The sequence below is a fragment of the Streptomyces antioxidans genome, from assembly GCF_000968685.2.
GTDB lineage: Bacteria > Actinomycetota > Actinomycetes > Streptomycetales > Streptomycetaceae > Streptomyces > Streptomyces antioxidans.
Genome location: NZ_LAKD02000018.1, coordinates 109,340 through 134,707, shown reverse-complemented (window position 1 = coordinate 134,707; position 25,368 = coordinate 109,340). Strand labels below are relative to the sequence as shown.

26 protein-coding genes and 1 pseudogene are annotated in these 25,368 nt (G+C 72.1%); 14 read left to right on the top strand and 13 right to left on the bottom strand.

The genetic code is table 11. The features are described 5' to 3' along the window. The first annotated feature begins 134 nt into the window (after window positions 1-134). Both VT50_RS09105 and VT50_RS09100 read left to right on the top strand, forming a co-directional pair. Entirely contained in the window at window positions 135-1,121 is a 987-nt protein-coding gene (locus tag VT50_RS09105) for a glycoside hydrolase family 64 protein (protein ID WP_046088306.1), read from the top strand. A 111-nt stretch (window positions 1,122-1,232) separates the two neighbouring features. After that, a complete protein-coding gene (locus tag VT50_RS09100; RefSeq protein ID WP_078840844.1) occupies window positions 1,233-2,126 on the top strand; it encodes a class I SAM-dependent methyltransferase in 894 nt (297 codons plus the stop codon). Here VT50_RS09100 and VT50_RS09095 read toward each other — a convergent pair. From VT50_RS09095 to VT50_RS09075, 5 genes are read right to left on the bottom strand one after another with little or no spacing between them, the layout of a single operon-like run. Beyond that, the gene (locus VT50_RS09095; RefSeq protein WP_046088305.1) at window positions 2,114-2,578 is read right to left on the bottom strand and encodes a ribose-5-phosphate isomerase; all 465 of its coding nucleotides are present in this window, start codon (window positions 2,576-2,578) and stop codon (window positions 2,114-2,116) included. The two genes, VT50_RS09100 and VT50_RS09095, sit on opposite strands and share 13 nt — an antisense overlap. Then, window positions 2,575-4,320, bottom strand: coding sequence for a dihydroxyacetone kinase family protein (locus tag VT50_RS09090; protein WP_046088304.1), 1,746 nt, complete (start codon window positions 4,318-4,320; stop codon window positions 2,575-2,577). Before VT50_RS09090 ends, VT50_RS09095 begins: the two co-directional genes overlap by 4 nt. After that, the gene (locus VT50_RS09085) at window positions 4,317-5,777 is read right to left on the bottom strand and encodes an FGGY-family carbohydrate kinase (protein WP_046088303.1); all 1,461 of its coding nucleotides are present in this window, start codon (window positions 5,775-5,777) and stop codon (window positions 4,317-4,319) included. Before VT50_RS09085 ends, VT50_RS09090 begins: the two co-directional genes overlap by 4 nt. Next, window positions 5,774-6,844, bottom strand: coding sequence for a 2-hydroxyacid dehydrogenase (locus VT50_RS09080; protein ID WP_046088302.1), 1,071 nt, complete (start codon window positions 6,842-6,844; stop codon window positions 5,774-5,776). Before VT50_RS09080 ends, VT50_RS09085 begins: the two co-directional genes overlap by 4 nt. Before the next feature lie 5 nt (window positions 6,845-6,849). Continuing rightward, window positions 6,850-7,518 carry an HAD family hydrolase gene (locus VT50_RS09075; protein WP_075200449.1) on the bottom strand — a complete coding sequence of 223 codons (669 nt, stop codon included), beginning with the start codon at window positions 7,516-7,518 and terminating at the stop codon, window positions 6,850-6,852. A 193-nt stretch (window positions 7,519-7,711) separates the two neighbouring features. Here VT50_RS09075 and VT50_RS09070 point away from each other — a divergent pair, with 193 nt between their 5' ends. The 3 genes from VT50_RS09070 to VT50_RS09060 all read left to right on the top strand — a co-directional run bounded on the left by VT50_RS09070 (window position 7,712) and on the right by VT50_RS09060 (window position 10,733). Next, entirely contained in the window at window positions 7,712-8,500 is a 789-nt protein-coding gene (locus VT50_RS09070; RefSeq protein WP_046088301.1) for a DeoR/GlpR family DNA-binding transcription regulator, read from the top strand. Window positions 8,501-8,604: 104 nt separating this feature from the next. After that, a complete protein-coding gene (locus VT50_RS09065; protein WP_046088300.1) occupies window positions 8,605-9,915 on the top strand; it encodes an MFS transporter in 1,311 nt (436 codons plus the stop codon). 125 nt (window positions 9,916-10,040) lie between these two features. After that, window positions 10,041-10,733 (top strand): carbon-nitrogen hydrolase family protein, encoded by a 693-nt coding sequence (locus VT50_RS09060; protein WP_046088299.1) that lies wholly within the window; start codon window positions 10,041-10,043, stop codon window positions 10,731-10,733. Window positions 10,734-10,816: 83 nt separating this feature from the next. On the opposite strand, the gene VT50_RS09055 is transcribed toward VT50_RS09060, so the two are convergent. Together VT50_RS09055 and VT50_RS09050 are read right to left on the bottom strand one after the other, a co-directional pair. After that, entirely contained in the window at window positions 10,817-11,461 is a 645-nt protein-coding gene (locus VT50_RS09055) for a shikimate kinase (protein WP_420822179.1), read from the bottom strand. A gap of 104 nt (window positions 11,462-11,565) precedes the next feature. Continuing rightward, complete coding sequence (locus VT50_RS09050) at window positions 11,566-12,099, bottom strand: hypothetical protein (RefSeq protein WP_046088297.1); 534 nt, start codon at window positions 12,097-12,099, stop codon at window positions 11,566-11,568. A 310-nt stretch (window positions 12,100-12,409) separates the two neighbouring features. Here VT50_RS09050 and VT50_RS09045 point away from each other — a divergent pair, with 310 nt between their 5' ends. The 4 genes and pseudogenes from VT50_RS09045 to VT50_RS41555 form a co-directional block, all read left to right on the top strand. Next, the gene (locus VT50_RS09045) at window positions 12,410-13,054 is read left to right on the top strand and encodes a hypothetical protein (protein WP_046088296.1); all 645 of its coding nucleotides are present in this window, start codon (window positions 12,410-12,412) and stop codon (window positions 13,052-13,054) included. Window positions 13,055-13,182: 128 nt separating this feature from the next. Further along, entirely contained in the window at window positions 13,183-14,424 is a 1,242-nt protein-coding gene (locus VT50_RS09040; RefSeq protein ID WP_053048687.1) for a sensor histidine kinase, read from the top strand. Next, on the top strand, window positions 14,421-15,119 hold the full coding sequence (locus VT50_RS09035) for a response regulator transcription factor (protein WP_046088318.1): 699 nt from the start codon (window positions 14,421-14,423) through the stop codon (window positions 15,117-15,119). Before VT50_RS09040 ends, VT50_RS09035 begins: the two co-directional genes overlap by 4 nt. A gap of 49 nt (window positions 15,120-15,168) precedes the next feature. After that, a pseudogene (locus VT50_RS41555) lies at window positions 15,169-15,303 on the top strand (maleylpyruvate isomerase family mycothiol-dependent enzyme); the annotation flags it as partial. Window positions 15,304-15,306: 3 nt separating this feature from the next. Here the strand turns inward: VT50_RS41555 and VT50_RS09030 are convergent. Both VT50_RS09030 and VT50_RS09025 read right to left on the bottom strand, forming a co-directional pair. Next, on the bottom strand, window positions 15,307-16,056 hold the full coding sequence (locus tag VT50_RS09030) for an SDR family oxidoreductase (RefSeq protein WP_046088295.1): 750 nt from the start codon (window positions 16,054-16,056) through the stop codon (window positions 15,307-15,309). Window positions 16,057-16,211: 155 nt separating this feature from the next. Further along, window positions 16,212-17,123: an AraC family transcriptional regulator gene (locus VT50_RS09025; protein ID WP_046088294.1), complete on the bottom strand. Its 912-nt coding sequence runs from the start codon at window positions 17,121-17,123 to the stop codon at window positions 16,212-16,214. A 196-nt stretch (window positions 17,124-17,319) separates the two neighbouring features. Here VT50_RS09025 and VT50_RS09020 point away from each other — a divergent pair, with 196 nt between their 5' ends. Beyond that, window positions 17,320-18,732: a hypothetical protein gene (locus tag VT50_RS09020; protein ID WP_046088293.1), complete on the top strand. Its 1,413-nt coding sequence runs from the start codon at window positions 17,320-17,322 to the stop codon at window positions 18,730-18,732. A 15-nt stretch (window positions 18,733-18,747) separates the two neighbouring features. On the opposite strand, the gene VT50_RS09015 is transcribed toward VT50_RS09020, so the two are convergent. After that, a complete protein-coding gene (locus VT50_RS09015; RefSeq protein ID WP_046088292.1) occupies window positions 18,748-19,497 on the bottom strand; it encodes a dienelactone hydrolase family protein in 750 nt (249 codons plus the stop codon). Window positions 19,498-19,606: 109 nt separating this feature from the next. Between VT50_RS09015 and VT50_RS09010 the strand changes: the two genes are divergently transcribed. Beyond that, complete coding sequence (locus VT50_RS09010; RefSeq protein ID WP_046088291.1) at window positions 19,607-20,092, top strand: MarR family winged helix-turn-helix transcriptional regulator; 486 nt, start codon at window positions 19,607-19,609, stop codon at window positions 20,090-20,092. On the opposite strand, the gene VT50_RS09005 is transcribed toward VT50_RS09010, so the two are convergent. Further along, window positions 20,089-20,964: a serine hydrolase gene (locus VT50_RS09005; protein ID WP_046088290.1), complete on the bottom strand. Its 876-nt coding sequence runs from the start codon at window positions 20,962-20,964 to the stop codon at window positions 20,089-20,091. The two genes, VT50_RS09010 and VT50_RS09005, sit on opposite strands and share 4 nt — an antisense overlap. A 280-nt stretch (window positions 20,965-21,244) precedes the next feature. Between VT50_RS09005 and VT50_RS09000 the strand changes: the two genes are divergently transcribed. Next, window positions 21,245-22,534 carry a PP2C family protein-serine/threonine phosphatase gene (locus VT50_RS09000; RefSeq protein WP_046088289.1) on the top strand — a complete coding sequence of 430 codons (1,290 nt, stop codon included), beginning with the start codon at window positions 21,245-21,247 and terminating at the stop codon, window positions 22,532-22,534. Window positions 22,535-22,623: 89 nt separating this feature from the next. After that, window positions 22,624-22,776, top strand: a complete 153-nt coding sequence (locus VT50_RS39550) for a hypothetical protein (protein ID WP_167396590.1) — start codon at window positions 22,624-22,626, stop codon at window positions 22,774-22,776. 178 nt (window positions 22,777-22,954) lie between these two features. Here the strand turns inward: VT50_RS39550 and VT50_RS08995 are convergent, their stop codons facing one another. Next, the gene (locus VT50_RS08995; RefSeq protein ID WP_046088288.1) at window positions 22,955-23,839 is read right to left on the bottom strand and encodes an SDR family oxidoreductase; all 885 of its coding nucleotides are present in this window, start codon (window positions 23,837-23,839) and stop codon (window positions 22,955-22,957) included. Between the two features lie 117 nt (window positions 23,840-23,956). On the opposite strand from VT50_RS08995, the gene VT50_RS08990 reads away from it, so the two are divergent. Continuing rightward, entirely contained in the window at window positions 23,957-24,529 is a 573-nt protein-coding gene (locus VT50_RS08990; protein ID WP_046088287.1) for a TetR/AcrR family transcriptional regulator, read from the top strand. A 37-nt stretch (window positions 24,530-24,566) separates the two neighbouring features. Here VT50_RS08990 and VT50_RS08985 read toward each other — a convergent pair whose 3' ends face one another. Then, window positions 24,567-25,253: a DUF899 domain-containing protein gene (locus VT50_RS08985; protein WP_046088286.1), complete on the bottom strand. Its 687-nt coding sequence runs from the start codon at window positions 25,251-25,253 to the stop codon at window positions 24,567-24,569. Window positions 25,254-25,368 lie beyond the last annotated feature (115 nt).

Sequence of the window (25,368 nt, the reverse complement as noted above, 5' to 3'; positions counted from 1 at the left end):
ACTCTTCGTGAGAGCGCTCTCAGTCAGGGCCCGCCGCGTTGCGTCGGTGTCCTGAGTGTTCGTCAAGGCTGGACACGGCGACCGCCCCGCGGGTGACCGCCCGGCCCCGCCCTACCCCCACACCAGGAGAGAACATGCCCCCCACCACACCGCCGCCGCTCCGGCGCCGAGGTACGGTGCGCCTCGCCGCCGCGGCCACGCTGGCGCTCGCCACGTTCTGTTCGCTCGGCGCCATGCCGTCGGCCGCGGCCGACACCGACGGCCGCAGCAGCCAGAGCACCCGGGCCGATGGCCAGCCGCCGGACGACTTCTGGGGCGACACCAGCACCATCCCGCCCGCGCAGAACGTCCTCACCGTCAAGATCCTCAACCGGACGAACGGAAAGTACCCGGACGACCAGGTCTTCTGGACGTTCAACAACGAAACGCACTCGATCGCCGAGCAGCCCACGCTCGACATGCCCGCGAACTCCGCGGGCCGGATGTACTTCCACCTCGGCTCGCCCGACAGCAAGTACTCCGACTTCATCGAGTTCACCGTCGGGGACGACGTCTTCAACGGCAACACCACCCGCGTGGACGCGTTCGCGCTGAAGCTGGCGATGCGCCTGCACGCCCACGACGGCTTCGACGCCCAGGTCGGCGAGGACTACGAGACCTTCCAGGAGGACCGGGACGCCACCTGGCAGAAGTTCGCCGACGCCATGCCGGACGAGTTCGCCTCGCTGACCGAGGTCGAGAAGCCGTACCGGATCCTCGCGCCGGGCAGCGTGCCCGACTTCCGGGAGGGCGGCAAGTACGCGGACTACATGAGCAGTTACGCCAAGACGGTCGGCATCGACGCGCCCACCTCCGACATCTTCGGCTGCGCCGGTGTGCTGGGCAACGAGGCGGGGAAGTGCTCCGCGCTCAACCGCCACGTGGCGCAGCTGCCCGAGGACCAGTGGTCGGATCCGGGCCAGTACTACAAGGAGGGACCGGCGAACTACTACGCCAAGTTCTGGCACGACCACGCCATCGACAAGCTCGCCTACGGCTTCCCGTACGACGACTTCGCTGGCCAGTCCTCCTTCGTCTCGCACAACGACCCGCAGTGGCTCGAGGTAGCCGTCGGCTGGTGACCCACTGACCCACCCCCCACCCCCACCCGGTGCCCGTCGGCCATCCAGCCGACGGGCACCGCGGTTTTAACCAATGGCGTCCCCGTGGACGAGCCCCTAGCTTGTGCACTCGTGACCGATGATCCGGAGCCCCCTACGAATCGACGCGACCTCGGTCGGGTGTTCAACGACGTGGCGGCGGTCTACGACCGGGTGCGGCCGGGCTATCCCGACGGGCTGTTCGCGGACCTCGCCGCCGTCACCGGCCTGCACGAAGGGTCGTCGGTGCTGGAGGTGGGCTGCGGCACCGGGCAGGCGACGCGCTCGCTCGCGGCGCTCGGATGCTCGGTGACCGCCCTCGAGCCGGGCCGGGAGCTGGCCGCACTCGCGCGCCAACGGCTCGCCGCCCTCCCCGGCGTCGACGTCGAGACCTCGGCGTTCGAGGAGTGGGACGACCGCGGGGCACGCTTCGACGCCCTGGTGGCCGCCTCCTCCTGGCACTGGGTCGACCCGTCGGTCCGCTGGCGGCGGGCGCACGGGGTGCTCCGCCCCGGAGGGTGGCTGGCTCTGCTCGGCAATGTCGTCGTCCGCCGGCCGGGAGAGCCGGAGGTGTACGCCGAGACCGCCGATCTCCACGAGCGGTTCTGCCCCGGGAACCCCGACTGGGGTCATCCGCCGCTGGAGGACGACGTGCGTGCCACCGACGGGGGCTGGGGGCTGGCCGACGGCCCCGGCGGGCTGTTCGGCCCGACGACCGTGCGCTGGTATCCGGCCGTCCAGTGGTTCGACGGCGAGGGCTTCGCCGATCACCTCCGCTCGACATCGCTCTACCGCAAACTCGACCGCGACATCCGCGAGCCGCTGCTCGACGCCATCGCCGAGCGCGTCCGCACCCGCATGGGCGACAGGGCGCCACGCCGCTATCTGAGCGTCCTCCGTGCCGGACCGCGCACCGGGCGGCCTCGGCGCGGCCCGGCGCCGGGAGGCGCGATCAGCAGGCCACCGGGGCGCCCTCAGTCCTCGTAGCTCCGGATGGCGGCGACCTTCCCCGCCGACGGGGAGGTCTCGTCGAAGCTCTGCGCGAGCCAGTCGTCGGTGAGCGCGCGGGCGAGTTCCAGGCCGATGACGCGCTGGCCGAAGCAGAGCACCTGGGCGTTGTTGCTGAGGACCGAGCGGCGCACGGAGTAGCTGTCATGGGCGGTGACCGCGCGGATGCCGGGCACCTTGTTGGCGCTGATGGCCACGCCGAGGCCGGTGCCGCACACCAACAGGGCGCGGTCGGCGGTGCCTTCGGCGACACGGCGGGCCGCTTCCACCGCGACATGCGGATAGGCGGTGTGCTCATCGCTGCCCACGCCGACGTCGATGACCTCGGCCACCCTGGGGTCGGCCAGCAGATCCCGCTTGAGGACTTCCTTGTAGTCGAAACCGGCGTCGTCGCAGCCGACGACGATCCGGAAGGCATGCGCGGTGGTCATACGGATTCACTTCCTGTCGTCGCGCGGAGAGTGGCCACGGCGGTCAGCACCGCGGCGAGTGAGGTGGCTCCGGGGTCGGGGGTGCCCACGCTCCGGTCGGCGAGCGGCCGGGCCCGGCCCAGGCGGGGGCGCAGCCCGGCGGTGTTCTCGGCGGCCGTACGGGCTTCGGCCACGGCGGACGCGTACGCCTCGGACACCGGGGTGCCGGTCCGCAGCCCCGCCGCGAAGGCGGTGGCGAACGGCGCGAGGGCGTCGACCAGGGTCTTGTCGCCCACTTCGGCCCCGCCGAGCGAGGTGACCGCGGTGAGCGCGTCCGCGGCGGCGGACGCCAACTCCGCGCGCTCCGGCGCCCGGTCGGCGGGCAGCGCCTCGCCGATGGCGCGCAGCGCCACCCCCCACAGTGCCCCCGAGGTGCCCCCCGCCTCCGCCGCCCAGGCATCACCGGCGGCGGCGAGCACCGCCGCCGGGGCGAGCCGGTCGGTGTGCGCCTTCTCGGCGGCGGCCAGTGCGGCGTCGACACCCTTGGACATGCCACGGCCGTGATCGCCGTCGCCCGCGACCGCGTCCAACCGTCCCAGGTCCTCGGCGTCCCGGTGGAGGACGTCGCGGGCGGCACGCAGGGCGTGCACGGCCAGCTCGGCGACCTCGACCGCGGCGCCGGACGCCGTGGCGGCGGACCGCTCCGGGCGGCGCGGGGCCGCGGCGGGCCGCACGGCGGCGTCGTCCACCGGGGGTTCGGGCGGTGGCGTACGGCGGAAGGCGGGGGTGTCGGCCGGGGCGAGCCACAGCCGCTCCAGCTCCTCGTCCAGCCAGCTCAGGGTCAGGGAGCAACCGGCCATGTCGAGGCTGGTGACGAGCTCGCCGACCTCGGGGCGCACCGGCGTGAGCCCGGCCTCGTCCAGCAGCCGGGCCACGGCGCCCCACAGCACGTACAGCTCCTCGTACTTGGTGGCGCCGAGGCCGTTGAGGACGACCGCGACCCGCCCGTCGTCGCCCGCCCCGGCGGGCCGGTCCGCGAGCAGCCCCGTCACCAGGGTGCGGGCCAGGTCCTCGGCGGTGCCCAGGGTGTCCTCGCTGACCCCGGGTTCGCCGTGGATGCCGAGGCCGAGGCCCAGCCGGCCCTCGGGAACGGTGAAGAGGGGCGCCTCGGCACCCGGCAGGGTGCAGCCGTCGAAGGCCACTCCGAGGGTGCGGGTACGGGCGTTGGTGTGCTCGGCGACGCGGATGACCTCTTCCAGTGGGGCGCCCTCCTCGGCCGCCGCCGACGCGGTCTTGAAGACGACGAAGCCTCCCGCGATGCCGCGCCGCCGCGCCGTCTGGTCGGCGGGGGCCGAGGCGATGTCATCGGTGACGGCGAAGCAGCGGGCGGGGATGCCGTCGCCCGCCAACTGCCGTGCCGCCAGCCGGAAGTTCATCACGTCCCCGGCGTAGTTGCCGAAGAGGAAGAGGACTCCGCCGCCGGTCTCCGCCGCCTCGGCGACCGAGCGGGCGCGGGCGGCCGACGGGGAGGTGAAGACATCGCCGATGACCGAGCCGTCGGCGAATCCGGGGCCGACGACACCGCAGAAGGCGGGGTAGTGGCCGGAGCCGCCGCCGGTGAGCACGACCACCTTGCCCGCGCGGGCGGGGCGGGCGCGCACCACACCGCCGGGCACGGCCCGTACGTGCTCGGGATGGGCGGTGGCGAAGCCGGTGATCATGTCGTCGGCGAACCGGGCGGGGTCGTTGAAGAGCCTGGTCATCGGGTGCTCCAGCCTTCGCGTGCGGTGTCGAGGGCCGTGCGGTAGGCGGCGTAGCCCTCGGCGTAGTGGTCGATCAGCCCGCGCTCGGCGGTGACGGTACGGAGCCGGGCGCGCCAGGCGCCGGGGTCGACCGGTGCGCCCAGCGAGCGCCAGGCGACGTGGGCCGCACCGCGGATGCCCACGGCGTCGTCGCAGACCTCCAGATCGCCCCCGAGGACACCGGCGAAGATGCGCGCCCACTCGCCGGAGCGCGCGCCACCGCCGCAGGCGGTGACGGTGCGGGTGACACCGAGGGTTTCCATGCAGTGCCGGGCCGAGTAGGCGACGGCCTCACACAGCGCCCGTACCAGGTCGGCGCGTCCGGCCAGCGGGGAGAGGCCGTCGAACCGGCCGCGGGCCCGCGGGTCGACGAAGGGTGCGCGCTCGCCGCTGGTGGACAGGAACGGCAGCGCGGTGACGCCCGCGGCGCCGGGCGGGGACTGGACGAGCAGGGCGTCCAGCGCCTCGATCTTCACATCGAGCAGCTTCAGCAGCCAGTCCAGGCCCGCGGTGCCGATCATGGCGGGCATGACCCGCAGGTACCGGCCCTCGTACGGGGTGGCGAGCACCATTCCTGCCGGGTCCTCGGCGAGGGCCGGGCGCGGCTCGGTGTCCAGCACCTGGGCCGCGAGGGTGGTGCCGATGATGAGGTTGCCCTCGCCCGGTTCGGCGACCCCCGAGCCGAAGGCGCAGGCGGGGATGTCGAACGGCCCGGCGGAGACCGGCAGCCCCGCGGGCAGGCCCAGCCGCCGGGCGGCATCGGGCAGCAGCCGGTGCAGGGTGCCGGGCGGCGCCGGGTCCGGCAGCAGCCGGCGGTGTGCGGACAGCCCGCACAGCTCGAGCGCGGTCTCGTCGTACGCACGGGAGGCCACGTCGAGGAACGGCTGGGAGGCGTCGGAGACGTCGACGGTGACGGCGCCGGTCAGCCGCTGTACGACGGCGTCCACGCAGTACCCGGCGACCTCGGCCGCCGCAAGACGCTCCGGCTCGTGCTCGGCCAGGTGCGCCAGCAGGGGGGCCGCGGAGCCGGGGAAGAGGCCGACGCCGGTGCGCCGGTGCAGGGCGCGCAGGGTGCCGTCCTCGGTCCACCGGCCGAGCCGGTCCGAGGCCCGGCCGTCCATCCAGGACAGCGCGCGGCCGACGGAGGCGCCCGTGGCGTCGCGCAGCCACAGGCCGTCGCCCTGCCCGGTGAGGGCAAGGGCCTCGGCCGGTTCGCCGCCCAGCTGCGCGGCGTCGGCGAGCGCCGCCCGTACGACGGTCTCCACGGTGCCCACGACGTCGTCCAGGTCCTGCTCGACGCGGTGTCCCGGCAGGGTGTAGACGGTGCTGCGGGCCTCGTGCGCGGGGGTGGTCCGGCCGTCGCGGGAGATCAGCTGGGCCTTGGTGACCGAGGTGCCGATGTCGACTCCTACGATCATGACCGGCTCCCGCTCAGCACCTCCGGATTGGCCACGTGCCGCAGCGGTTCGCCGCGCAGGAAGCGGGCGGCCTCTCCGGCGGTGATCAGGGCGGCCCGGTCGGCGGTCCGCCGGGTGGCGCCCGCCAGATGGGGTGTGGTGATGACGTTGGGGGCCTTGTGCAGCGGCCAGTCGGCCGGGGGCGGCTCGATGTCGTAGACGTCGAGGGCGAGCGCGCCGAGCCGGCCGGACTCCAGCAGACCGGGCAGCGGTGCGTAGTCGAGGAGTTCACCGCGGGCCGAGTTGACGAGGACGGCGCCCTCGGGCAGCAGCGCGAGGTTGCCGGCGTTCAGCAGGTGCCGGGTCTCGGGGGTGACCCGGGCGTGGAGGCTCACCACGGAGCTGCGCCGCAGCAGGTCCTCCAGGGCGGTGAGCTCGACACCGTCGGCGTCCGCCCGGGCCGGGTCCGCGTACGGGTCGGAGACGAGGACGTGCGCGCCGAAGGCCCGCAGCACCCGGGCCACGATCGAGCCGATGGCCCCGTACCCGACGAGGCCGACGGTGGCGCCGTCGAGCTCCAGGCCCGCGTTCTCGTAGGCGTAGTAGTCGCCGCGCCAGACGCCCTCCTTGAGGGCCGCGTCGGCGTGGGTGATGCGGCGCATGGCGGCGAGGATCAGGCCGACGGCGAATTCGGCGGCAGCGGCGGCGTTGCGGCCCGGTGTGAAGGTGACGGGGATCCCGGCGGCGGTGGCCGCGGCCAGGTCCACGTTGACCGGGCCGCCGCGGGCCACGCCGATGAACTTCAGACCGGGTGACTCGCGGATGACACGGGCGGTGAAGGGTGCCATCTGGGTGAGGGCGACGCTCGCGTCACCCAGCGCCTCCAGCACCTGCTCCTCGGTGCCGCTGGCCTCCTTGACCCCGCCGTTCCCCCGCCCGTCGGCCCCCACCGGTCCGAAGGGCTCGTTCGGCCAGCGGGTGCGCAGGGTGCGGAAGCGCAGCCCGGCGGAGGGCAGGCTCCCGCTCAGGGCGGCGGAGAAGAGGTCGGGCGCGATGAAGTCGTCGCCGGCTGCCAGGACCGTCGTCATGTCGGTCACTCCCCTCGGGTCTCGAGCCTGCTGAGCAGGAAGTCACGTACGGCATGGTGGTCCGAAGAACGGTAAGCGGCGGCGGCCAGGGCGTCCTCGGCGGGTGGGTACTGCGGATTCGGGATGGCCACGACGGTCATCCCGGCCGCCGCGGCGGCGCGCAGTCCATTGCTGGAGTCCTCCACCGCCAGACAGCGCTCCGGGGCCACGCCGAGGGCGCGCGCGGCGGCCAGATAGACGTCGGGGCTCGGCTTGCCGCGCTCCACCTCGGCGCTGGAGACGGTCGCCTTGAAGTGGTGGTCGACACCATGGTGGACGAGGACGGCGTCGATGACCCGGCGCGGTGCGGAGGAGGCGAGTGCCACGGGGGCGAGCTCGGCGGCGCCGGTGATCATCTCGCGGGCTCCGGGCAGCAGGCCGATGCGGCCGTCGGCCAGGGCCTGGACCATGCCGTCCACGACCTCGCGTTCGGTGCTGGTGGCGGGGTCGCCCGCCGCGCAGAAGCGGGTGAGGTAGGCGGCCCACTCGGGGGCGCTCATTCCCTGGACGTCGCGGGTCTGCTCCGGGCCCCAGGCGCGGCCGCGTTCGGCGGCGTAGGCGGCCCACAGCTCCTCCCACAGGTGCTCGCTCTCGACGAGCACGCCGTCCATGTCGAAGACCACTGCGTCGGCCATGCGTACCCCTGATCTCCCGGCTGATGATCTCTTGGCTGATCTCTTGGCTGGCGGGGGCACGGTGTGGTCCGTGCGCCCCGGAGGTGCCCGCCGGGTGGTGGCACCCGGCGGGGTCCGTTACAGCGAAATTAACAGCATCAGCGTGAGTTGTCACTGGTTCTATGTGAGAAATAAACACGGCAGGATGGAGGGCATGACTACTCCCCCGTCGTCGCGCGGTGCGCGGCAACAGCGGCAGCAAGTGATCGTCGACCACGTTCTGGCCCAGGGGGACGCCACCGTGTCCGAGCTGGTCGAGCTGACCGGCGTCAGCCTGATGACGGTCCACCGGGACATCGCCGAGCTGGCGGACCGCGGCATCCTGCGCAAGTACCACGGCGGCGTCTCCGCACAGCCCTCGATGGTCTTCGAGTCCAGTTCGGACTTCCGGCTGCACGCGCACACCGACGAGAAGCGGGCGCTGGCCCGCGCCGCCCTGCGGTTCGTGTCCCCGGGGATGTCGGTGATGCTGGACGACTCGACGTCGGCGCTGGCCCTGGCACGGCTGTTGCCCGAGGTGGGACCGCTCACCGTGGTGACCAACTACCGCCTGATCACGGAGGAGCTGAGGAGCGCCGAGGGCATCCGGCTGATCTGCGTGGGCGGCGAGTACTCGCGCACCCATGACTCATGGATCGGCCTGCCCGCGATGGACATGATCGGCGGCATCTCCGTCGACCTGTGCGTGCTCTCCACCTCCGGGATCACCGCGGGCATGACGTTCCACCAGGAGCAGGAGATCGTCGGCATCAAGCGGGCGACCCGGCAGGCGGGCGCGACGAGCGTACTGCTCATGGACCACAGCAAGGTGGGCCGCCGGGCGCTGCACCGGCTGGAGAGCGTGGACTCCTTCGACCATGTGCTGCTGACCGGCCCGGTGGACGAGGAGCTGCTTCGGGAGATGCGGGAGCTGACGGATGTGAGAGTCATCGAGACCGAGTAGTTACCAATAGATTTCGTTATTCTTACCAGACCTCTTGATATTTCTCTCGGCTCGCTTGAGTATCTGCGGTCGTAGTCCGTCATTCCCGCAGAGTGGAGGAAGCGATGCCGAAACCCTTGGTCCTGGGCTATCTGGGCGTACTGCTGTTCATGATCGGCGACGGCGTCGAATCCGGCTTCATCGCTCCGTACATGGCCGATCACGGTGCGGCGACGGACGTACGGGCCGGATACGTGATCACGGTCTACGGCATCGCCGTCATGCTGGCGTCGTGGTTCTCCGGTGCGCTCTGCCAGGTCTGGGGGCCGCGCCGGGTGATGTGGACGGGCCTGGCGATCTGGGCCGTCTTCGACGCCGCGTACCTGCTCTTCGCGCTGGGCACCGAGAACTACCCGATGATGCTGGTCTTCTACGGCATCCGGGGCTTCGGCTATCCGCTCTTCGCGTTCGGCTTCCTCGTATGGATCACCAACACGGCGCCGAAGGCCCGGCTGGGGACCGCGGTGGGCTGGTTCTACTTCGCCTTCACCGGCGGCCTGCCCACCCTCGGCTCGCTGTGGTCAAGCCTGACGATCCCCGCGTTCGGCCGCCTGGGCACCCTGTGGTCGGCCCTCGCCCTCATCCTCATCGGCGGCGCCATCGCCCTGGTCGGCGCCCGCAGGCGGCCCGGTGGCGACCGGATGGCACCGCCGGAGGTCACCACCGGCGAGAGCCTGCTCAACTCCGTCTCCATCATCTGGACCCATCCGCGGGTGCTGGTGGGCTGCCTGGTGCGGATCATCAACACGGCGCCGGAGTTCGGCATGCTGGTGTATCTCCCGCGGATCTTCTCCGACGACGTCGGCTTCGGCGAGGACAAGTGGCTCCAGCTGCTGGCGATCATCTACGGCACGAACATCTTCTTCAACCTGATCTTCGGCGTCCTCTCCGACCGCATCGGCTGGCGCACGACCATCGCGGGCTTCGGCGCGCTGGGCTGCGCGATCAGCGTCACGACGCTGTACTTCGTACCCACCTGGCTCGGCCCGGACTACTACTGGGTGGCGGTGCTCGCGGGCATGTTCTACGGCGCGACCCTCGCGGGATTCGTGCCCATCTCGGCCCTCATCCCGTCGATGGCGCCGGAGAACAAGGGCGGCTCGATGGCCCTGCTCAACCTGGGCGCGGGCGGCGCGGCGTTCGTCGGCCCGGCGATCGCCAGCCTCTTCCTCCCCGCCGTCGGCGCCGGTGGAGTCACCCTGATCTTCCTCGCGCTCTACCTGGTCGCGCTCCTGCTGACCCTGACGCTGAAGCTGCCCGAGGAGCGCGACGGCGACCCGTCGTCCCCGAACGCGGCGGACGACGGCCAACGGCCCCGCACCGACGCGGCCTCGACCACCACGTCCTCCACCTCCTCGCCCGCCGCGTCAGCCTGAGCCCCGGTGCGCGGGGCCTGAATAGGCTGATCGTGCGGCTCGGGGAAGGGAGCCCGGTGAAGAGAAGCCGATGAAGCCGATGACGGAGAGCCCGGGTGAGGGGAGCCCGATGAAGGGAGCGCGCGGTGGCACAGCCGTTGAGCATCGCGGTGGCGCAGCCGAGGTGCGTGGCTCATGACGTGACGGCCAACGCGGTGGCCCACGCGGAGGCCGTCCGGGCGGCGGGCGCGCGGGTGGTGGTCTTCCCCGAGATGTCGCTGACGGGATACGAGCTGGACGCGACGCCGGTCACCCCGGACGACGCACGGCTGGCCCCGATCGTCGCCGCGTGCGCGGGGACCGGGACGCTCGCCCTGGTCGGCGCGCCGGTGACGGGTCCGCGCATCGGCGTCCTGGCGTTGGACGGGGACGGCGCCCGGGTGGCCTACGGAAAGGTCCACCTGTCCCGCGGCGAGGCCATCCACTTCGTACCCGGGGAGCCCGCCGTGATCGACGTGGACGGGTGGCGGCTGGGGCTCGCCGTCTGCCGCGACACCGGTGTCCCCGAGCACGCCGCGAAGACGGCGGCGCTGGGGACCGACGGCTATGTGGCCGGTGTCGTCCACGCCGCACACGAGGCCGGGCTCCACGCCGAACGCGCCCGCCGGGTCGCCGCCGACCACGGCGTGTGGGCCGCCACGGCAGCCTTCGCGGGACCGACCGGCGGCGGCTTCGACCACACATCCGGCCGCTCGGGCATCTGGTCCGCGAACGGAGATCTGCTCGCCGGGACGAGCACCGATCCCAATGAGACCGCACGGGCGGTCTTCATCAAGTGATCCCGGGCCGGGCCGCCCACGGAAGTCCCCGCGGAAGTCGTCACGGGAGCCTACCTGCGGGAGCCCCCGTGGAAGTCATCGCGTCAGAGCCCGAACGCCCTGGTCACCCGCTCAGCGAGCTCGTCTTCCGCCGTCGCGGTGTCGACCCGGACGGTCCGCAGCCGGAGACGCCCGGTCTCCTCCTCAAGGCGCGTGGTGAACATGCGGTCCCGCTCGACAAGGTTGCGCCCGGCCCGCGCCGGATCGCTGGTCCGCCAGACGAACTCTTCCCCCGGGACGGACCGACTCCGGAAGGCGGCCTGACGGAAATCGGGGGTCGGAAGAAGCCAGACCGCCTGCCGAGGAACGTCGAGCAGCGGCTTGACGAGGTGCGGGAGCAATCGGAACCCCTCGACGACGACGCAGGGCTCGCGCGGCAGGCGGAGGAGGTCTTCGACGATCAGGCCGAAGCCCTCACCCCGGAACCAGTGGAACGTCTCGAGCATGACCTCCGGAGACCGGTTCACCCATCGCTCGTCCATGTCCATGGCCATGAACCGGTGCAGGAGCGGCGCCTCCTCAGGGGTGGCCCGCCCGGCGTGATCCCGCATCACATCGTCGGTCGCGTAGAGCCGCCACCCATAGCGGTCGGCGAGCCGACGGGCGATGGTCGACTTGCCCGCACCACTTCCGCCGCCGATCCAGAAGACGTGGCGCAGCCGCGCCGCGAGCTCCGGGGCGGCGGCCACTTCTCCATCCTGTCCGGGCTGCATTTCTCTCCGATCCGACGGGACGAAACGAGGCGAACCTCATTGTGGTCGCCGCATTGTGGTTGCCGCGCCGCGGGCCATCGCTACTGCGCCGCGGGCCCGGTGACCGGTGCGCGGCGGACGGTCGTGGCCGCTCGGGTGGCGAGGGTGAGGGTGCGGGTGAGGGTCATCGCGACGGCCATCAGGAGGAGCGCGTCGGTGAGGGCGTCGGGGGTCACCCGGTGGTCGGCCATCCAGTGGCCCAGCCGCTGGGCGAACCAGTGCTCCGATCCGTAGGAGAAGGCGGCCCGTGCGCCGATCACGGCGATCCACAGCGCGGCGTAGCCGAGGCCCGCGCGGCTGACCGGACTGCCGGTCGTGGGGCTGGCGTAGACCGTGGTGAGGGCGGTCGCCAGCAGGCCGACGAGCAACCCCGCGACGACGGCGGCGAGTTCGAGCGCCAGGCCGGTGCCGTGGGTGGCCGGGCTCTTGATGAAGAGGGGGACGATCGCGGCGGTCATCAGCAGCGGACGCAGAACGCGCAGCTTTCCGATCGTGCGGTGGGGGCCGAGGTCCGCCTCCAGGACGGCGATCAGGACCGCACCGTTGATGATCATGGCTTGAGCGATGGTGGACATGGGATGGCGAGCCTCTCGGTGGACGGTGTGCCGGGGATCCGGCTCGCTCAGGTTGGTGCCGGTACGGGTTCCCGCGCGCCGTAGTACGCGGTGGCCTCCGGGGTGATCGCCTCGGCCACCCGGTGGTACCGGATCCCGGCGCCGGTACCACCCCCGTATCACCCCCCGTATCACCCCGCGGATCACCCCGGAGGTCACCGCTCGGGGTGACGTGATGCCCCACGGGTCTTCCTAGCCTCGGGACGAGTCAACAGGGTCAACAGGGTCAACAGGCGTACGCGAACGAGGCGTGGCCGACGGGAGTCCTCCAGTGAACGTGCTGCAAGTGCTGGCCGCGAGTGCCATCGTGATCTTCGTCATCGCCCGTCAGCTACGCGGCGAACCGCTGCGCGGCAAGCGGCTGATCCTGCTGCCCGCGGTCCTCGCCGTCATCGGTCTCACCAGTCTCGGCAAGGGTGGCCGCCACCTCACCACGGCCGATCTCGCATGCCTCGTCATCAGCGCGGTGCTCGCGGCCGGAATCGGCACCGCCCAGGGAGCGCTGCTGCGGCTGGAGCCGCGCGACGGGGTGCTGTGGGCGCGGATGCCGGTGTACGGGCTGTGGCTGTGGCTCGCCCTGGTGGCCTCGCGGGTCGTGATGACGGTGGTCGCCATGGCGCTGCACGCCCCCGTGGCGGGCTCCTCCGCGCCGCTCCTGATGCTGCTCGGCCTCAACCGGCTCGGCCAGGCCGCCGTGGTCACACCGCGTGCCCTCGCCTCCGGTGTGCCGTTCGCCCCGGAGAAGGACGGCCGCCCCTTCGATGTGCGGGGCGCGCTGGCTGGACTGCTGGGCGGGTCGGGCGACACACCGGCCCCCGACGCGGAGCGGCCCGCACCGTACCCCCGCCCCACGGCGTCGTACGACCGGTCCGCGCATGAGCTGCTGCGCGACCGGGGCCGCCGGGGACCGCGATGACCCTACGGCGCCCGGCGGGCCCGCCCACGGCCCCCGCAGGGGACGGCGGGACGGCCGGGCCCCCGGCCCATGGCGCGGTACGCCCCGGCGCCGCGGCCGAGCGGAGTTCGGGTCGCTATCCTGCATCCGTGCTGCGTACGGTGTCCTGGCTGATGAGGGTCGGCGCGTATGTCTTCATCGGCCTGCACACCTTCACCGAACCTCCGGCCGGGCCCGGGGCGGTCGCCCAGGCCGTCGTCGCGTACGCGCTGGGCGGCCTGGCGCTGCTGCTGTGGGAGGTCACCCACGCCCTCGGCGACGAGGCCGCGAGGCGTGCGCCGCGGAGTGTGGCGCGGAGAGGGACACAGCCGCGGATACGGACGCGGGTCCTGCTCGGCGTGGCCGCCGCCCTCTCCGGCTACGCCAGCGCCTTCCCGCACACCGGAGCGCTCATCGGGCTCTCGCTGATGGCCGTGATGCACCTGGGCACCGAGCTGAGCCTCCCGGTGGGCTGGGCCGTGGCGGGCTGCACGGTGGTGGCCCTGGAGACCGGGGTCCTGGTCGCCGGGGCGGGCCGCGGGCTGGCCCTGGGCTATCCGATGCTGGTGGCCCTGGTCCTGGTCGCAAGCCACAACCGCCGCGCCTACCGGGTGCGCGCCGAGCAGTCGGCCGCCATGCTCGCCCAGAGCGAGCTGCTCCGCGCGGAGCAGCGCCGGGTGGCCGTACTGGACGAACGCGCCCGGATCGCCCGTGAGATCCATGACGTACTGGCCCATTCGCTCGGCGCCCTGAGCATCCAGATCCAGGCCGCGAGTGCCCTGTTGACGGATCACCGGGACATCGACCGGGCGGTCACCGTGCTCGACGGAGCGAGGCGGCTGACCGCCGACGGGCTCGCCGAGACCCGCCGCGCGGTGCACGCCCTGCGCTCCGACCTCGCGCCACTGGACGAGGAACTGGCCACGATGGCGGACACCCACCGGCAGCGGCACGGCGTTCCGGTACGGCTCAGGGTCGAGGGCGAGCCTTCCCCGCTCCCGGCGGACCAGGCGCTCCCCCTCGTCCGTACCGCGCAGGAGGCCCTGACCAACGCCGCCAAACACGCCCCCGCCCAGCCGGTGGAGGTCACCCTGACCTATGAGGACGAACACGTGACGCTCACCGTCGACAACCCGCTCACCGCCGACGGCCCGATAGCCGACGACAACCCGCTCGCCGACGACAGCCCGCCCGGCACACCGCCGTCCCCCCGGCGAGCACCCGCGTTCGCCACCGTCGACGGCGGCTACGGCCTCACCGGGATGCGCGAGCGCCTGCTGCTGCGGGGCGGGACGCTCGACGCGGGCGTACGCGACGGACAGTGGCGCGTCCGGGCCGGGGTGCCGCGATGAGCGCCCAGGACGCCCGGCCACTGCGGATCGTGGTCGCCGACGACCAGGCCAGCGTCCGGGAGGGGCTGGTCCTCATGCTCGACCTGCTGCCGGACATCGACGTCGTCGGCTCCGCGGCCGACGGACGGCAGGCGCTCGACCGGGTCGCCGAGCAGCACCCGGACGCGATCCTGCTCGACCTCCACATGCCGGTGCTCGACGGCACCGAGGCCACCCGCCAACTCACCGCCGACCACCCCGAGGTGGCCGTCGTCGTCCTGACCACCTACGCCGATGACACCTCCGTCCTGGAGACGCTGCGGGCCGGGGCCCGCGCCTACCTCACCAAGGACGCGGACCGCCTGCACATCGCCCGTACCCTGCACAGCGCCGTCGCCGGGCTCTCCGTCCTCGACCCCAGGGTCCAGGCCACCCTGCTCGCCGCGGCGAGCGCCGCCACCACCCCTCCCCCGGGGTCCGGCGGCCCTCCCCCGGGGTCCGGGGCCGACGGTCAGCCGCTCCCGGACGGCCTCACCCGTCGTGAGGCGGAGATCCTTGCGCTGATGGCACGCGGCATGACCAACGCGGAGATCGCCGCCGCCCTCTTCCTGAGCGGCAACACCGTGAAGACCCACATCAACCGGGTCTTCACCAAGACCGGCTCCCGCGACCGGGTCGCGGCCATCCGCTACGCCCACGACCACGGCCTGGACTGACGACACCGCCTTTTGTCCAGAGGCTTGCCACCACGCGGTCGAGCGCCCGGCCACCGGTCCCCGCTGGTCGCTGGCCAGCCCGGACGCGGCACATCCCGCCGCGCTCCTCCGCCTGGACGCGGAAACCGCCTGGCGCCTGTGCACCCGAGGCATCCAGCCGGACACCGCCCTCGAGCCCGCCCGCCGGTCACTTCGCCTGGTCGAGCCGGACCGCGTCTGGACCGGCCGGGAAGCGCAGCTGACCGGTGGTGTCGTGCACGGCTCGCCACACCGTCTCGGCCACGTCGCTCTCCTTGGTGAACACGTCCTGGCCCATGAACTCGGCCATGGTCTTCTTCACGAACGCCGCGTAAGGCTCCGGGACCAGCTCCTCCAGCGGCGCACCGTGCGGCAGCTTGGAGCCGAAGTTCGTCGTCAGACAGGCGCCCGGCTCGACCGTCTTCGCCCGCACGCCGAACGGCGCGAGTTCGAGCGCGAGGGATGAGGTGAACCCCTCGACGGCCATCTTGCTCGCCTTGTACACGGACGTGAGCGGCATATGGCCGAGCACCACGCTGGAGGTCACATTGACCACCACACCGGAGCCGCGCTCGCGGAACTGCGGCAGCACGGCCTGGGTCGTCGCCATCACACCGAAGGTGTTGGTCGTGAACACCTCCCGCACCTCGGCCATGGAGATGCCCTCGAACACGCCCATCGACGGCACGCCCGCGTTGTTGACCAGGGCGTCGATGGGCCCCGCCGCCTCGAACGCGGCGGTGATGCTCTCGGGCCTGGTCACATCGAGCTCGAGGACGCGGAGCCGGTCCGACTCGGGAAGGACGTCCGGCCGTGGTGTGCGCATGGTGGCGATGACGTTCCACCCCCGCGCATGGAAGTGGAGGGCGGTCTCCCGCCCGTACCCGGACGACGTACCAGTGATCAGAACGGTGTTCATGGTGTGACCCCTGCGATGTGGTGGGATCCGCGGAGGGACGGGCCTCGCCTGCTCCTCGCGCGGACTTGCACCTCCATTGCACCGCTCCGACCTGCGGAAACGTTAGAACTATCCTCGCCTGCGCATGCACGATCCTCCCGATGGCCCAGCCCGGCTCAGGGCAGGACGCCCGCGGGGGTGCGTACGGTGTTCCGCAGTCGGGCCGCGTCGCGGCTCGGGGGTGTGCCGAACTGGCGGCGGTACTCCCGGCTGAACTGCGAGGGGTTGTCATAGCCGACCCGCTGGCCGACCCCGGTGACATCGTTCGGATGGGTGGCGAGCAGCAGCCGGGCCTCCTGCAGCCGGATCTGCTTCTGGAACTGGATGGGGCTCATCGCCGTCACCGCCTGGAAGTTGCGGTAGAAGGCGGAGACGCTCATGCCCGACCTGCGCGCCACGTCCTCGACCCGGAACGGCTCCGCGTAGTGCTCGCGGATCCAGCGCACGGCCCGGGAGACATGGCTGAGGCCGCTGTCGGCCAGGCCGAGCTGCCGAACCGTCGCCCCCTGCTCGCCGGTGATCACGCGCCACAGGATCTCGCGCTTCACCAGCGGCGCCAGTACGGCCCGGTCGCGGGGCTCGTCGAGCAGCCGCAGCAGCCGGACCACCGCGTCGAGCAGCGCCGCCGGAGCATCGCTGACGGCGATCCCCGAGGGAACTCCTCCGCCCGCGTGCGAAGCGCCGGTGTCTCCGGGACCGGCCCGCAGCAGCAGTTCGGCGACGGCGGACGGCTCCAGCGTGAGACCGAAGCCGAGTGCGGGCCGTTCGGGCTCGGCCTGGGTGAACTGCCCCGTGACCGGCAGGTCGACGGACGCCACCAGATACTGCCCGGGTCCGTACGCGTAGACCCGGTCGCCCAGCGCCAGGCGCTTGCTGCCCTGGGCGATGACCGCGAGCACGGTGCCGGACATGGAGGGTGCCGGAGGATCCGGCCGGTCGACCTTGGAGACGAGGACGCCGTCGATGGCGGTGGTCCAGTCGGGCCGGGCGTGCCGGGCCAGCAGGGTGCGGAGTTCGTCGAGGGACATGGGTCCACCATGCACGGTGCGAGCCATGCACGTTAAGAACACAACTCCCCGCTCGATGGTGTCGGCGGAACGGGTGTCCTTAACATCGCAACGCCTGGCGCGAGGGAGCGCCACTGAGGTCAGGAGCGTTGCTGTGCACAGCACGAGTCGGAACCGCCGGAACGTACCTTCCTCCCTTCCGCGCGGCCTGACGCGTATGCGGCGCACCGTGGCGTCGGCCGTCGGCGTCGCGGGCATCGTCGCGGGGACACTCGGCAGTGCCGGTCCGGTCCAGGCGGCCCCGCCGCGCCCCGCGCCGGTCGCGTGCCCGGCGAGCGTCGGCGGCAAGGCCACGTGTTACACCGGCGCGGACGGCAACGGGGCGTACTACGCGATCGCCATTCCGAAGAAGTGGAACGGGTCGCTGATCGTCCACTCGCACGGCGGCCCCGACCTGGGCGACGGCTCCGATCCCGAGCGCAGCGCCGACGACCTGGACCGCTGGTCGGTGATGGTGTCCGAGGGCTATGCGTGGGCGGGCTCCTCCTACCGGCGGGGTGGCTACGGAACGCGCATGGCGGCCGCCGACACCGAGAATCTGCGCCGCCTGTTCGTGGCGGACTTCGGCAGGCCCGAGCGGACGTACGTCCACGGCCAGTCCTGGGGCGGAGACGTCGCCGCCAAGGTCGTGGAGACGTACGGAAGGAAGAACGGGCCCTACGACGGCGCCCTCCTCACCAGCGGTGTGCTGGGCGGCGGCTCACGGGGCTATGACCACCGCGTCGATCTGCGGGTGGTCTACCAGTACTACTGCCGCAATCTGCCACGCCCCAGCGAGCCCCAGTACCCGCTGTGGCAGGGGCTGCGCCCCGGGTCGACGCTGACGACGGCCGGGCTGCGCGCCCGCCTCCAGGAGTGCACCGGCTACGCCTCCGCCCCGGAGGAGCGCACCGCGCGGCAGCGGCGCAACCTCGATGACATCCTCGCCGTCACCCGCCTTCCGGAGCGGACGCTGGAGTCCCATCTGCGGTTCGCGGTGTTCACCTTCCGCGACATCGTGCACAACCGGCTCGGTGACCGCAATCCGTTCGGCAACCGGGGTGTGTGGTACTCCGGTTCACATGACGACGCGGCGCTGAACGCGGGCGTCGAGCGCTTCTCCGCCGCCCCCGACGCCCGGCGTGACCTCTCCTACGACAGCGACCTCACCGGGCGGGTGTCCATCCCGGTGCTGACGATGCACGCCATCGACGACCCCACGGCGTTCGTCGAGCACGAGTCGGCGTACCGGGCGACGGTCGAGGGCGCGCACCGCGGGAAGAACCTCGTACAGACCTTCACCAGGGAGAGCGAGCACAGCGAGCTGAGCAACGCCGAGTACGCCGATTCCATCGCCGCGCTGGACGCCTGGGTGCGCAAGGGGAAGAAGCCCACGGCGCGGTCCATCGCATCCGCGTGCGCCACGTACGACCGCGTCTACGGCACCGGGTGCTTCTACGACTCCGGCTTCCGCCCCCAGCCGTACGCCTCCCGTGTCCGGCCCCGGCCGGGCGGGCTGACGTGGCCCGCCATGACGTCCGCCCAGGAGCGGGCCTGGAGCCGGATCGACGGCGTGGGCATCGCTCCCTGAGTCGCCCGCCGCCACTCAGCCGTCGGTCAGGGCGCCGTCCAGGAGCGGGAGCAGCCGGTCCCAGTGGCGCTGCAGTGCCGAGGGGCTGAAGGCGTCGGTGTCGGACATGGTGAAGCCGTGGATGGTGTCGGGGTAGACCTCGGTGGTGTAGGCGACACCCGCGGCGTCCAGCGCCTTGTTGAGCTCGCCCAGGGCCTCGGGCGTCATATCGCCCTCGGCGAGGCCGATGTGGACGCGGGCGGTGAGGTGGGGGACGAGGCGGTGCGGGCTGTCGGGCGCGTCGGTCACCAGGAAGCCGGGGTGGAATCCGGCGACGGCGGCCACCTGGTCGGGGTGGGCCGTCGCGGTGCGCATCGCCAGGGGCGCGCCGATGCAGTAGCCGATCACGGCGACCGGGCCGGGGGCGACCTCGGGCCGGGTGGTGAGGAACCCGAGGTAGGCATCGGCGTCGCGCAGGATCCGTTCGGTGGTGTGCTCCACGATCAGGGGCATCAGCCTGCCGATGATCTCGGGCCGGATCTCCTCACCGATGTGCTCGGGAAGTTCGGTCACCGGTGCCGGGCCGTGCCGGTAGAGGAAGTTGGGGACCAGGACGTAATACCCGTGCCCGGACAGTTCGCGTGCCCGCTCCTCCAGTTCGGGCCGTACGCCGAAGGCGTCCGGGTACAGCAGCACCCCCGGGTGCCGCCCGCCCCCGTCGGGGAAGGCGGCGAAGGCGTCGGCCTGACCGTCCGGGGTGGGGATCCGCAGTGTTGTGGTGGGCAAGGTGTTCCTCCCGTGTGGTTCGCTCGACAGACGTTGGTCGCACTCGCGCTGTCGGCGCGAGCGAACGTACATCGTTAGTCGGACTAACGCAATCGGTAGGATGAGCGCCATGACCAGAGCCGAAGCCATGGACGTCCCCCACGACGGCCCGCCCCGGACGCCCGACCGGCTGCGTCGGCTGGCGAGCCGGCTGCTGTCGCAGCTGACCACGCGGTCGGACCGGCTGATCAACGAGGGGCTGGCCCGGGCCGACGCCCGCAAGTGGCACTACGCCGTGCTCGCCTCGCTGCAGGAGTACGGGCCGGGCAGCCAGGCGGCGCTGAGCGGGCGCACCGGCATCTACCGCAGCGACATGGTCGGTGTGCTCAACGAACTGGCCGAGCGCGGGCTGGTCGAGCGGGCGCCGGACCCCGACGACCGGCGCCGCAACACCATCACGATCTCCCCCCGGGGCCGCCGTCGGCTACGCCGCCTCGACACGGTCCTGGACGAACTCCACGACGAACTGCTCGCGCCGCTGAGCCCTGCTGAGCGCGACGAACTGGTGCGGCTGCTCACCCGCCTGCTCGACCACCACACCCGGACCTCCTCCTAGGGCTGAGCGCTGGGCCCGGGGGCGTTGAGGTCCTGGTGGACGGCGCGGGCGATGCGCTCGATGGTGGCGATGCCGTCGTCCATCGTGGCGTTGTCCTGCGAGAGCACCGTGATCGTGTAGTCGTGGTCGCCGCCGGTGAAGGCGCCGAGGCTGTGCACCCGCCAGCCGTTCGTGGCCCGCTCCAGCCAGCCGTTCTTCACATGCACCTGTGCGTCGTCCGGCGCACCGGCCGGGGTTCCCCAGCGCTGCGCGGGGACGACCTCGCTCATCAGCTTCAGGATGTAGGCGCGGGAGTCGTCACCGAGCACCGGGTTGGCGTGGGTCACCAGGTGGAGGAGCCCTTCCTCGTCGTTGGCGGTGACCTGGGTGAGCCCCCAGTGCCCCTCGCCGTCGAGGACGGTGCTGGTCATCCCCGCGGCCTGCAGAAATCCATTGACCTTGTCCGCCCCGAGTTGCTTCCACAGCGCGGTGGTGGCGTCGTTGTCGGACTGCGTGATCATGGCGGTGGCACGGTCCTCCTCCTCCCGCGTCAGGGCGCGGCCGTCCTCCTGCGCGTCCCACAGCAGCGTGGCGAGCACGGTGACCTTGACCGTGCTCGCGGAGTCGAACGTCCGGTCCGCGTTGAGGGTGCAGGTGGTGTTGGTGGTGCGGTCGTGGAGGCTGATCGCGGTGGTGGCGGAGGAGCCGTCCAGTGCCGAGTCGATGTCCTCGGAGAGCCTGGCGGCGAGCCCGGGCTCGTCCGAGGTGCAGATCGCCGCCCGCGTCTGCGGAGTGGCCGCGTGAGCCGACCGCACCGAGACGATCGCCGGCACGAGCGCCCCCGCGGCCAGCGCCGCTCGTGACGCCAGCGCGGCCCGGGGAGGCCGGGACATTCGTCGGTATCGCCCCATGGTGTGCCCGTCCGTTCGCTCGTGGTGCGGTTCATCACGCGGGAACCCTTCGCTCCGTCGCGAAGGCGGCCCGGTGTGCCAGCGCTCTGGAAGACGGGACAGCGGCGGATACGGTTCACAAACGTGTCCGAATCTCACGACCACTCCACAACCAGCACAGCCCCGGGCCCGGCGTCGGCGAGCCGACGGGCCGTCGCCCGGGGCGGGCCGCATAGTCGAGAATCGAGAACGAGGCAGGGGCCGGGCCGGACAGGAGAAGGTTGTGAGCGCACCGCGGATCGACTACCAGGCGGTATTCGCCGTCACACCCAGCCCGTACCTGGTGCTGACCCCCGACCTGGTGATCGTCGAGGTCAACGAGGCCTATCTGCGGGCCACGGGCCGTACCAGGGAAGAGCTGATCGGCCATTACCTCTTCGAGGTCCACCCCGACAATCCGGCGGACCCGGACGCCGACGGGGTACGCAATCTCGACGCCTCCCTCCAGCGGGTGCTGAGGTTGCGGAGAACGGACACGATGGCGGTGCAGAAGTACGACATCCCCGTCTCCGGGCGTCCGGGAGTGTTCCGGGCGAAGTGGTGGTCGCCCATCAACACACCCGTCCTCGGGCCCGACGGAGAGGTGCGGTGGATCATCCACCGGGCGGAGGACATGACCGAGTTCGTACTGACCCGCTCGCTGCGGCCGAAGCCCGAGGACGGGGGCGAGGACGAGGGCGAGGACGAGGGCGCGGGCAGGGCCGCGGGCGGGGGCGGGGAGCGTGAGTCGATCGAGGCCGAGCTGTACACCCGGGCGCGGGAACTCCAGCGCCTCAACGAGGAACTGCGCGAGGCCCACGACCGGGAGCGCCGCACCGCCCTCGCCCTCCAGGAGGCCATGCTGCACTCCCCGGACCTGGCAGGACACCGCGAGATCGCCGTGCGCTACATGCCCGCCGCCCGGTCGCTCAATGTGTGCGGCGACTGGTACGACGTGGTGGACCTGTCCACGGACACCTTCACCGTCGCGGTCGGCGATGTGGTCGGCCACGGCCTGGAGGCCGCCGCCGTCATGGGCATGCTCCGCAGCGCCCTGTCCGCCGCCGTCCGCGCCATCAGCGAACCCGGCAGGGCGATGGACGTGCTGAGCCTCTACGCCCGCACCTTCGAGGGCGCGCTGGCCACGACCGCGGCCAAGGCCGTCGTCGACACCCGCCAGCAGCACATCACCTACACCAGCGCCGGTCACCCGCCGCCCGTCCTGGCCCGGCCGGACGGCACTGTCGTCCTGCTCGACCAGGCCACCAACCCCCCGCTGGGCCTTGTCGCGGACCACCTCCCCCGGCCGCAGGCCACGGTGTCGTACAGCCCGGGTGACACCCTCGTCCTCTACACCGACGGACTCATCGAACGCCGTGACGAGGACATCGACGTCGGCCTGCGCCGCCTCACCGACACCCTCGCCCGCCACACCTGTCTCGGCCCCGACCACCTCGCCGACACCCTGCTCACCCGCCTCGGGGTGGCCGGGGGCGGACGCGACGACATCGCCCTGATCGTCGTCCGCCTCTGAGGTCCCGGCCCGGCCGCCGCGCACCGCACCCCCAGGGAAACCTCAACAGCCAGCCGCACACACATACTTCTTGGCATATGTTTGGGCACATGAGTTCACATGACCCGGAGCCCCGGCCTCCGTCCCCGCTGGTGGAAAAGATAGACAGCGCGCTGGCAGTACTGCTCATCGTCGGTATGGCTGGCGGATCGTTCTGGCTGGCCTCGGGCCTCGCCTCGTCCTACATGGTGCTCTTCAGCTGACGCGGCCGCGCCCAGGCGGTGCCCGCTACCGCCCGGGCCGGGCGCATACCCGCCTGGCGGCGTACGCCGCCCCGTCCGCCGTCCCGCACCCGCACGGATCGCCGCTGCGGCCGAACGGAGCGGTCTGGCGCGGGAGTTGCCTGATGTGGTGGCCCACCATGTGACCGCGATGGCGGTGTCAGCCGGCGGTGAAGTAGTGGCCGTCGTCGAGGTCCGCGATCAGGCCGGGGTGGACCGGCTCCCAGCCCAGCAGCCGCCTGGTGTCCGCGTTGGGCATGGTGATGTCCATCTCGATGAACGGGAAGCCGGTGAAGTGGTCCGCGGCCCGTTCGGCCGGGATGCTCACGGCCGGGACGTTCAGATGGCGGCCGATGGTCTCGGCGATCTCGCGCACCGTGATGCCCTCTTCGGCCGCGGCGTACAGCTGTGAACCGGCCGGGGCCTTCTCCAGCGCCAGCCGGTAGAGGCGGCCGACGTCCAGGGTGTGACCGGCGGGCCAGCGGTTGGCGCCGTCGCCGACGTAGCCGGACACGCCCGTGGCACGGGCGTGTCCGATCAGGATCGGGATGAAACCGGTCCTGTCCCGCGCGCTGTGGGTCACCGGCGGGATGGCGACGAGCACGGTCCGCACCCCGCGTCCGGTGACATCGCCGAGCACCCGCCCGACCGCGGAGCGGGGGTTGGCTGCTATCGCCGCGTCGCGCCGCGCGTCACCGGTGGGCGTCAGGCCGACGCCGATGAGGGTCTTGCCCGTACCGGCCAGCGCGTCGCCGAATGTCCGCACCACAGCCAGGTCGGCCGCCACCGCCTCGGCGAACTTCCCCGCGGGGATGGCGTCGTGGTTGAACGCGAGGTGGATGACCGCGTCCGCGTCGGCGGCGGCCCCGCGCAGCCCGTCCAGGTCGTCGAGGTCGCCGCGGCGCACCTCGGCGCCCAGGGCGTTGACGGCGGCGGCCGAGGCGTCGGACCGGGCCAGGCCGACGACCTCGTGTCCGGCCCCGAGCAGTTCGGGTACCACGGCCGATGCGATGTGGCCGCTGGCACCGGTGACGAAAACACGCATGCGCAGCTCCCTTGGAGGAACGCTCCGCCGCGCGGAGCGAGGTGATGTGACTTGGTAACGTCACTCGTCACCGTAGCCGAAGTGACGGTACTAAGTCACATCACTTATGCTGTGCGCATGGCCCGATGGGAACCGAACGCACAGGAACGGCTGGTGCGCGCCGCGCTGGAGCTGTTCACCGAGCAGGGCTACGACACCACCACCGTCCATGAGATCGCCGATCGGGCAGGTCTGACCAAGACCACCTTCTTCCGGCACTTCCGCGACAAGCGGGAAGTGCTCTTCGCCGGTCAGAACACCCACACCCGGCTCCTCGCCGACGCGATCGGGGCGGCACCCGGCCCGGCCACACCGCTGAAGGCGGTCCGCGCGGCCCTCGACGCCCTCACCGCCACCTTCACCGACGACCGCCGCGAGATCGGCGTCAGGCTCCGCCCGGTCATCGCCGGTCACACCGAACTGCAGGAGCGCGCCGCCCTCAAGCGCGCCAGACTCGCCGGGGCCATGACGGACGCGCTCCACAAGCGCGACGTACCGGAACCGACCGCGAGCCTCGCCGCCGAACTCGGCGTCCGCGCCTTCTACGACGCCTTCGACCAGTGGGCCGATCCGGCGAACGACCGGACGCTCACCGAACTCACCCGCCGCACCCTCGACGAACTCCGCGCCGCGCTGGTCGCGCTCGACTAGCGCCCACCCACCGCGCCCCGGCCACCGCGCCCGGGCCTCACCCGTCCCGGCCGTAGAGCGCGGCGATCTCCTCGGAGCCTGACCACCGGCTGTAGGCGGGCTGCTGTGGCCACCCCTCGGGCGAGTCCTGCCACTCCTCCTGACGCCCGTACGGCAACAGGTCGATCAGCGCGAAGGAGTAGCTGAGCTGCTCGGTGCCACGGCCGTCCGTGTGCCAGGTGCGGTAGACGGTGTCGCCGTCGCGCAGGAACACATTGACGGCGAACCCGCCGCCTGGCGGGGCGCCGACGTCGGTACCGAACGGGCTGTTCGCCGTGGAGTACCAGGCCATCGTGTTCCCGACCCGCCGCTTGTACGCGAGCGCCTCGCCGATCGGGCCCTGGGTGACGATGACGAACCGGGCATCGTAGTTGCCCAGGAACTCCAGCCTGGTGAACTGCGAGGTGAACCCCGTGCAGCCCGGACACTGCCACGTCTCGCCGGGGAACCACATGTGGTTGTAGACGATCAGCTGCTTCCTGCCGTCGAAGAGGTCCGCCAGCCGGACCGGCCCGTCCTCGCCCTCGAGGGTGTAGTCGGGCAGCTCGACCATCGGCAGGCGGCGGCGCTGGGCGGCGATCGCGTCGAGCTCCCGTGTCGCGGCCTTCTCCCGGACCCGCAGCGCGTCGAGCTCACGCCGCCAGGTATCGGCGTCCACGACGGACGGCAGCGGGTTGGTGGTCATGCCGGTGCCCCTTTCTGATCACGCGGATGGCGGATGGTGCGCAGAGGTGTAGACCCCGCTCGGCCGCCGAACTCATCGGTGGCCGGGGACCGCGGGAACTGTGACCGACGGGGCC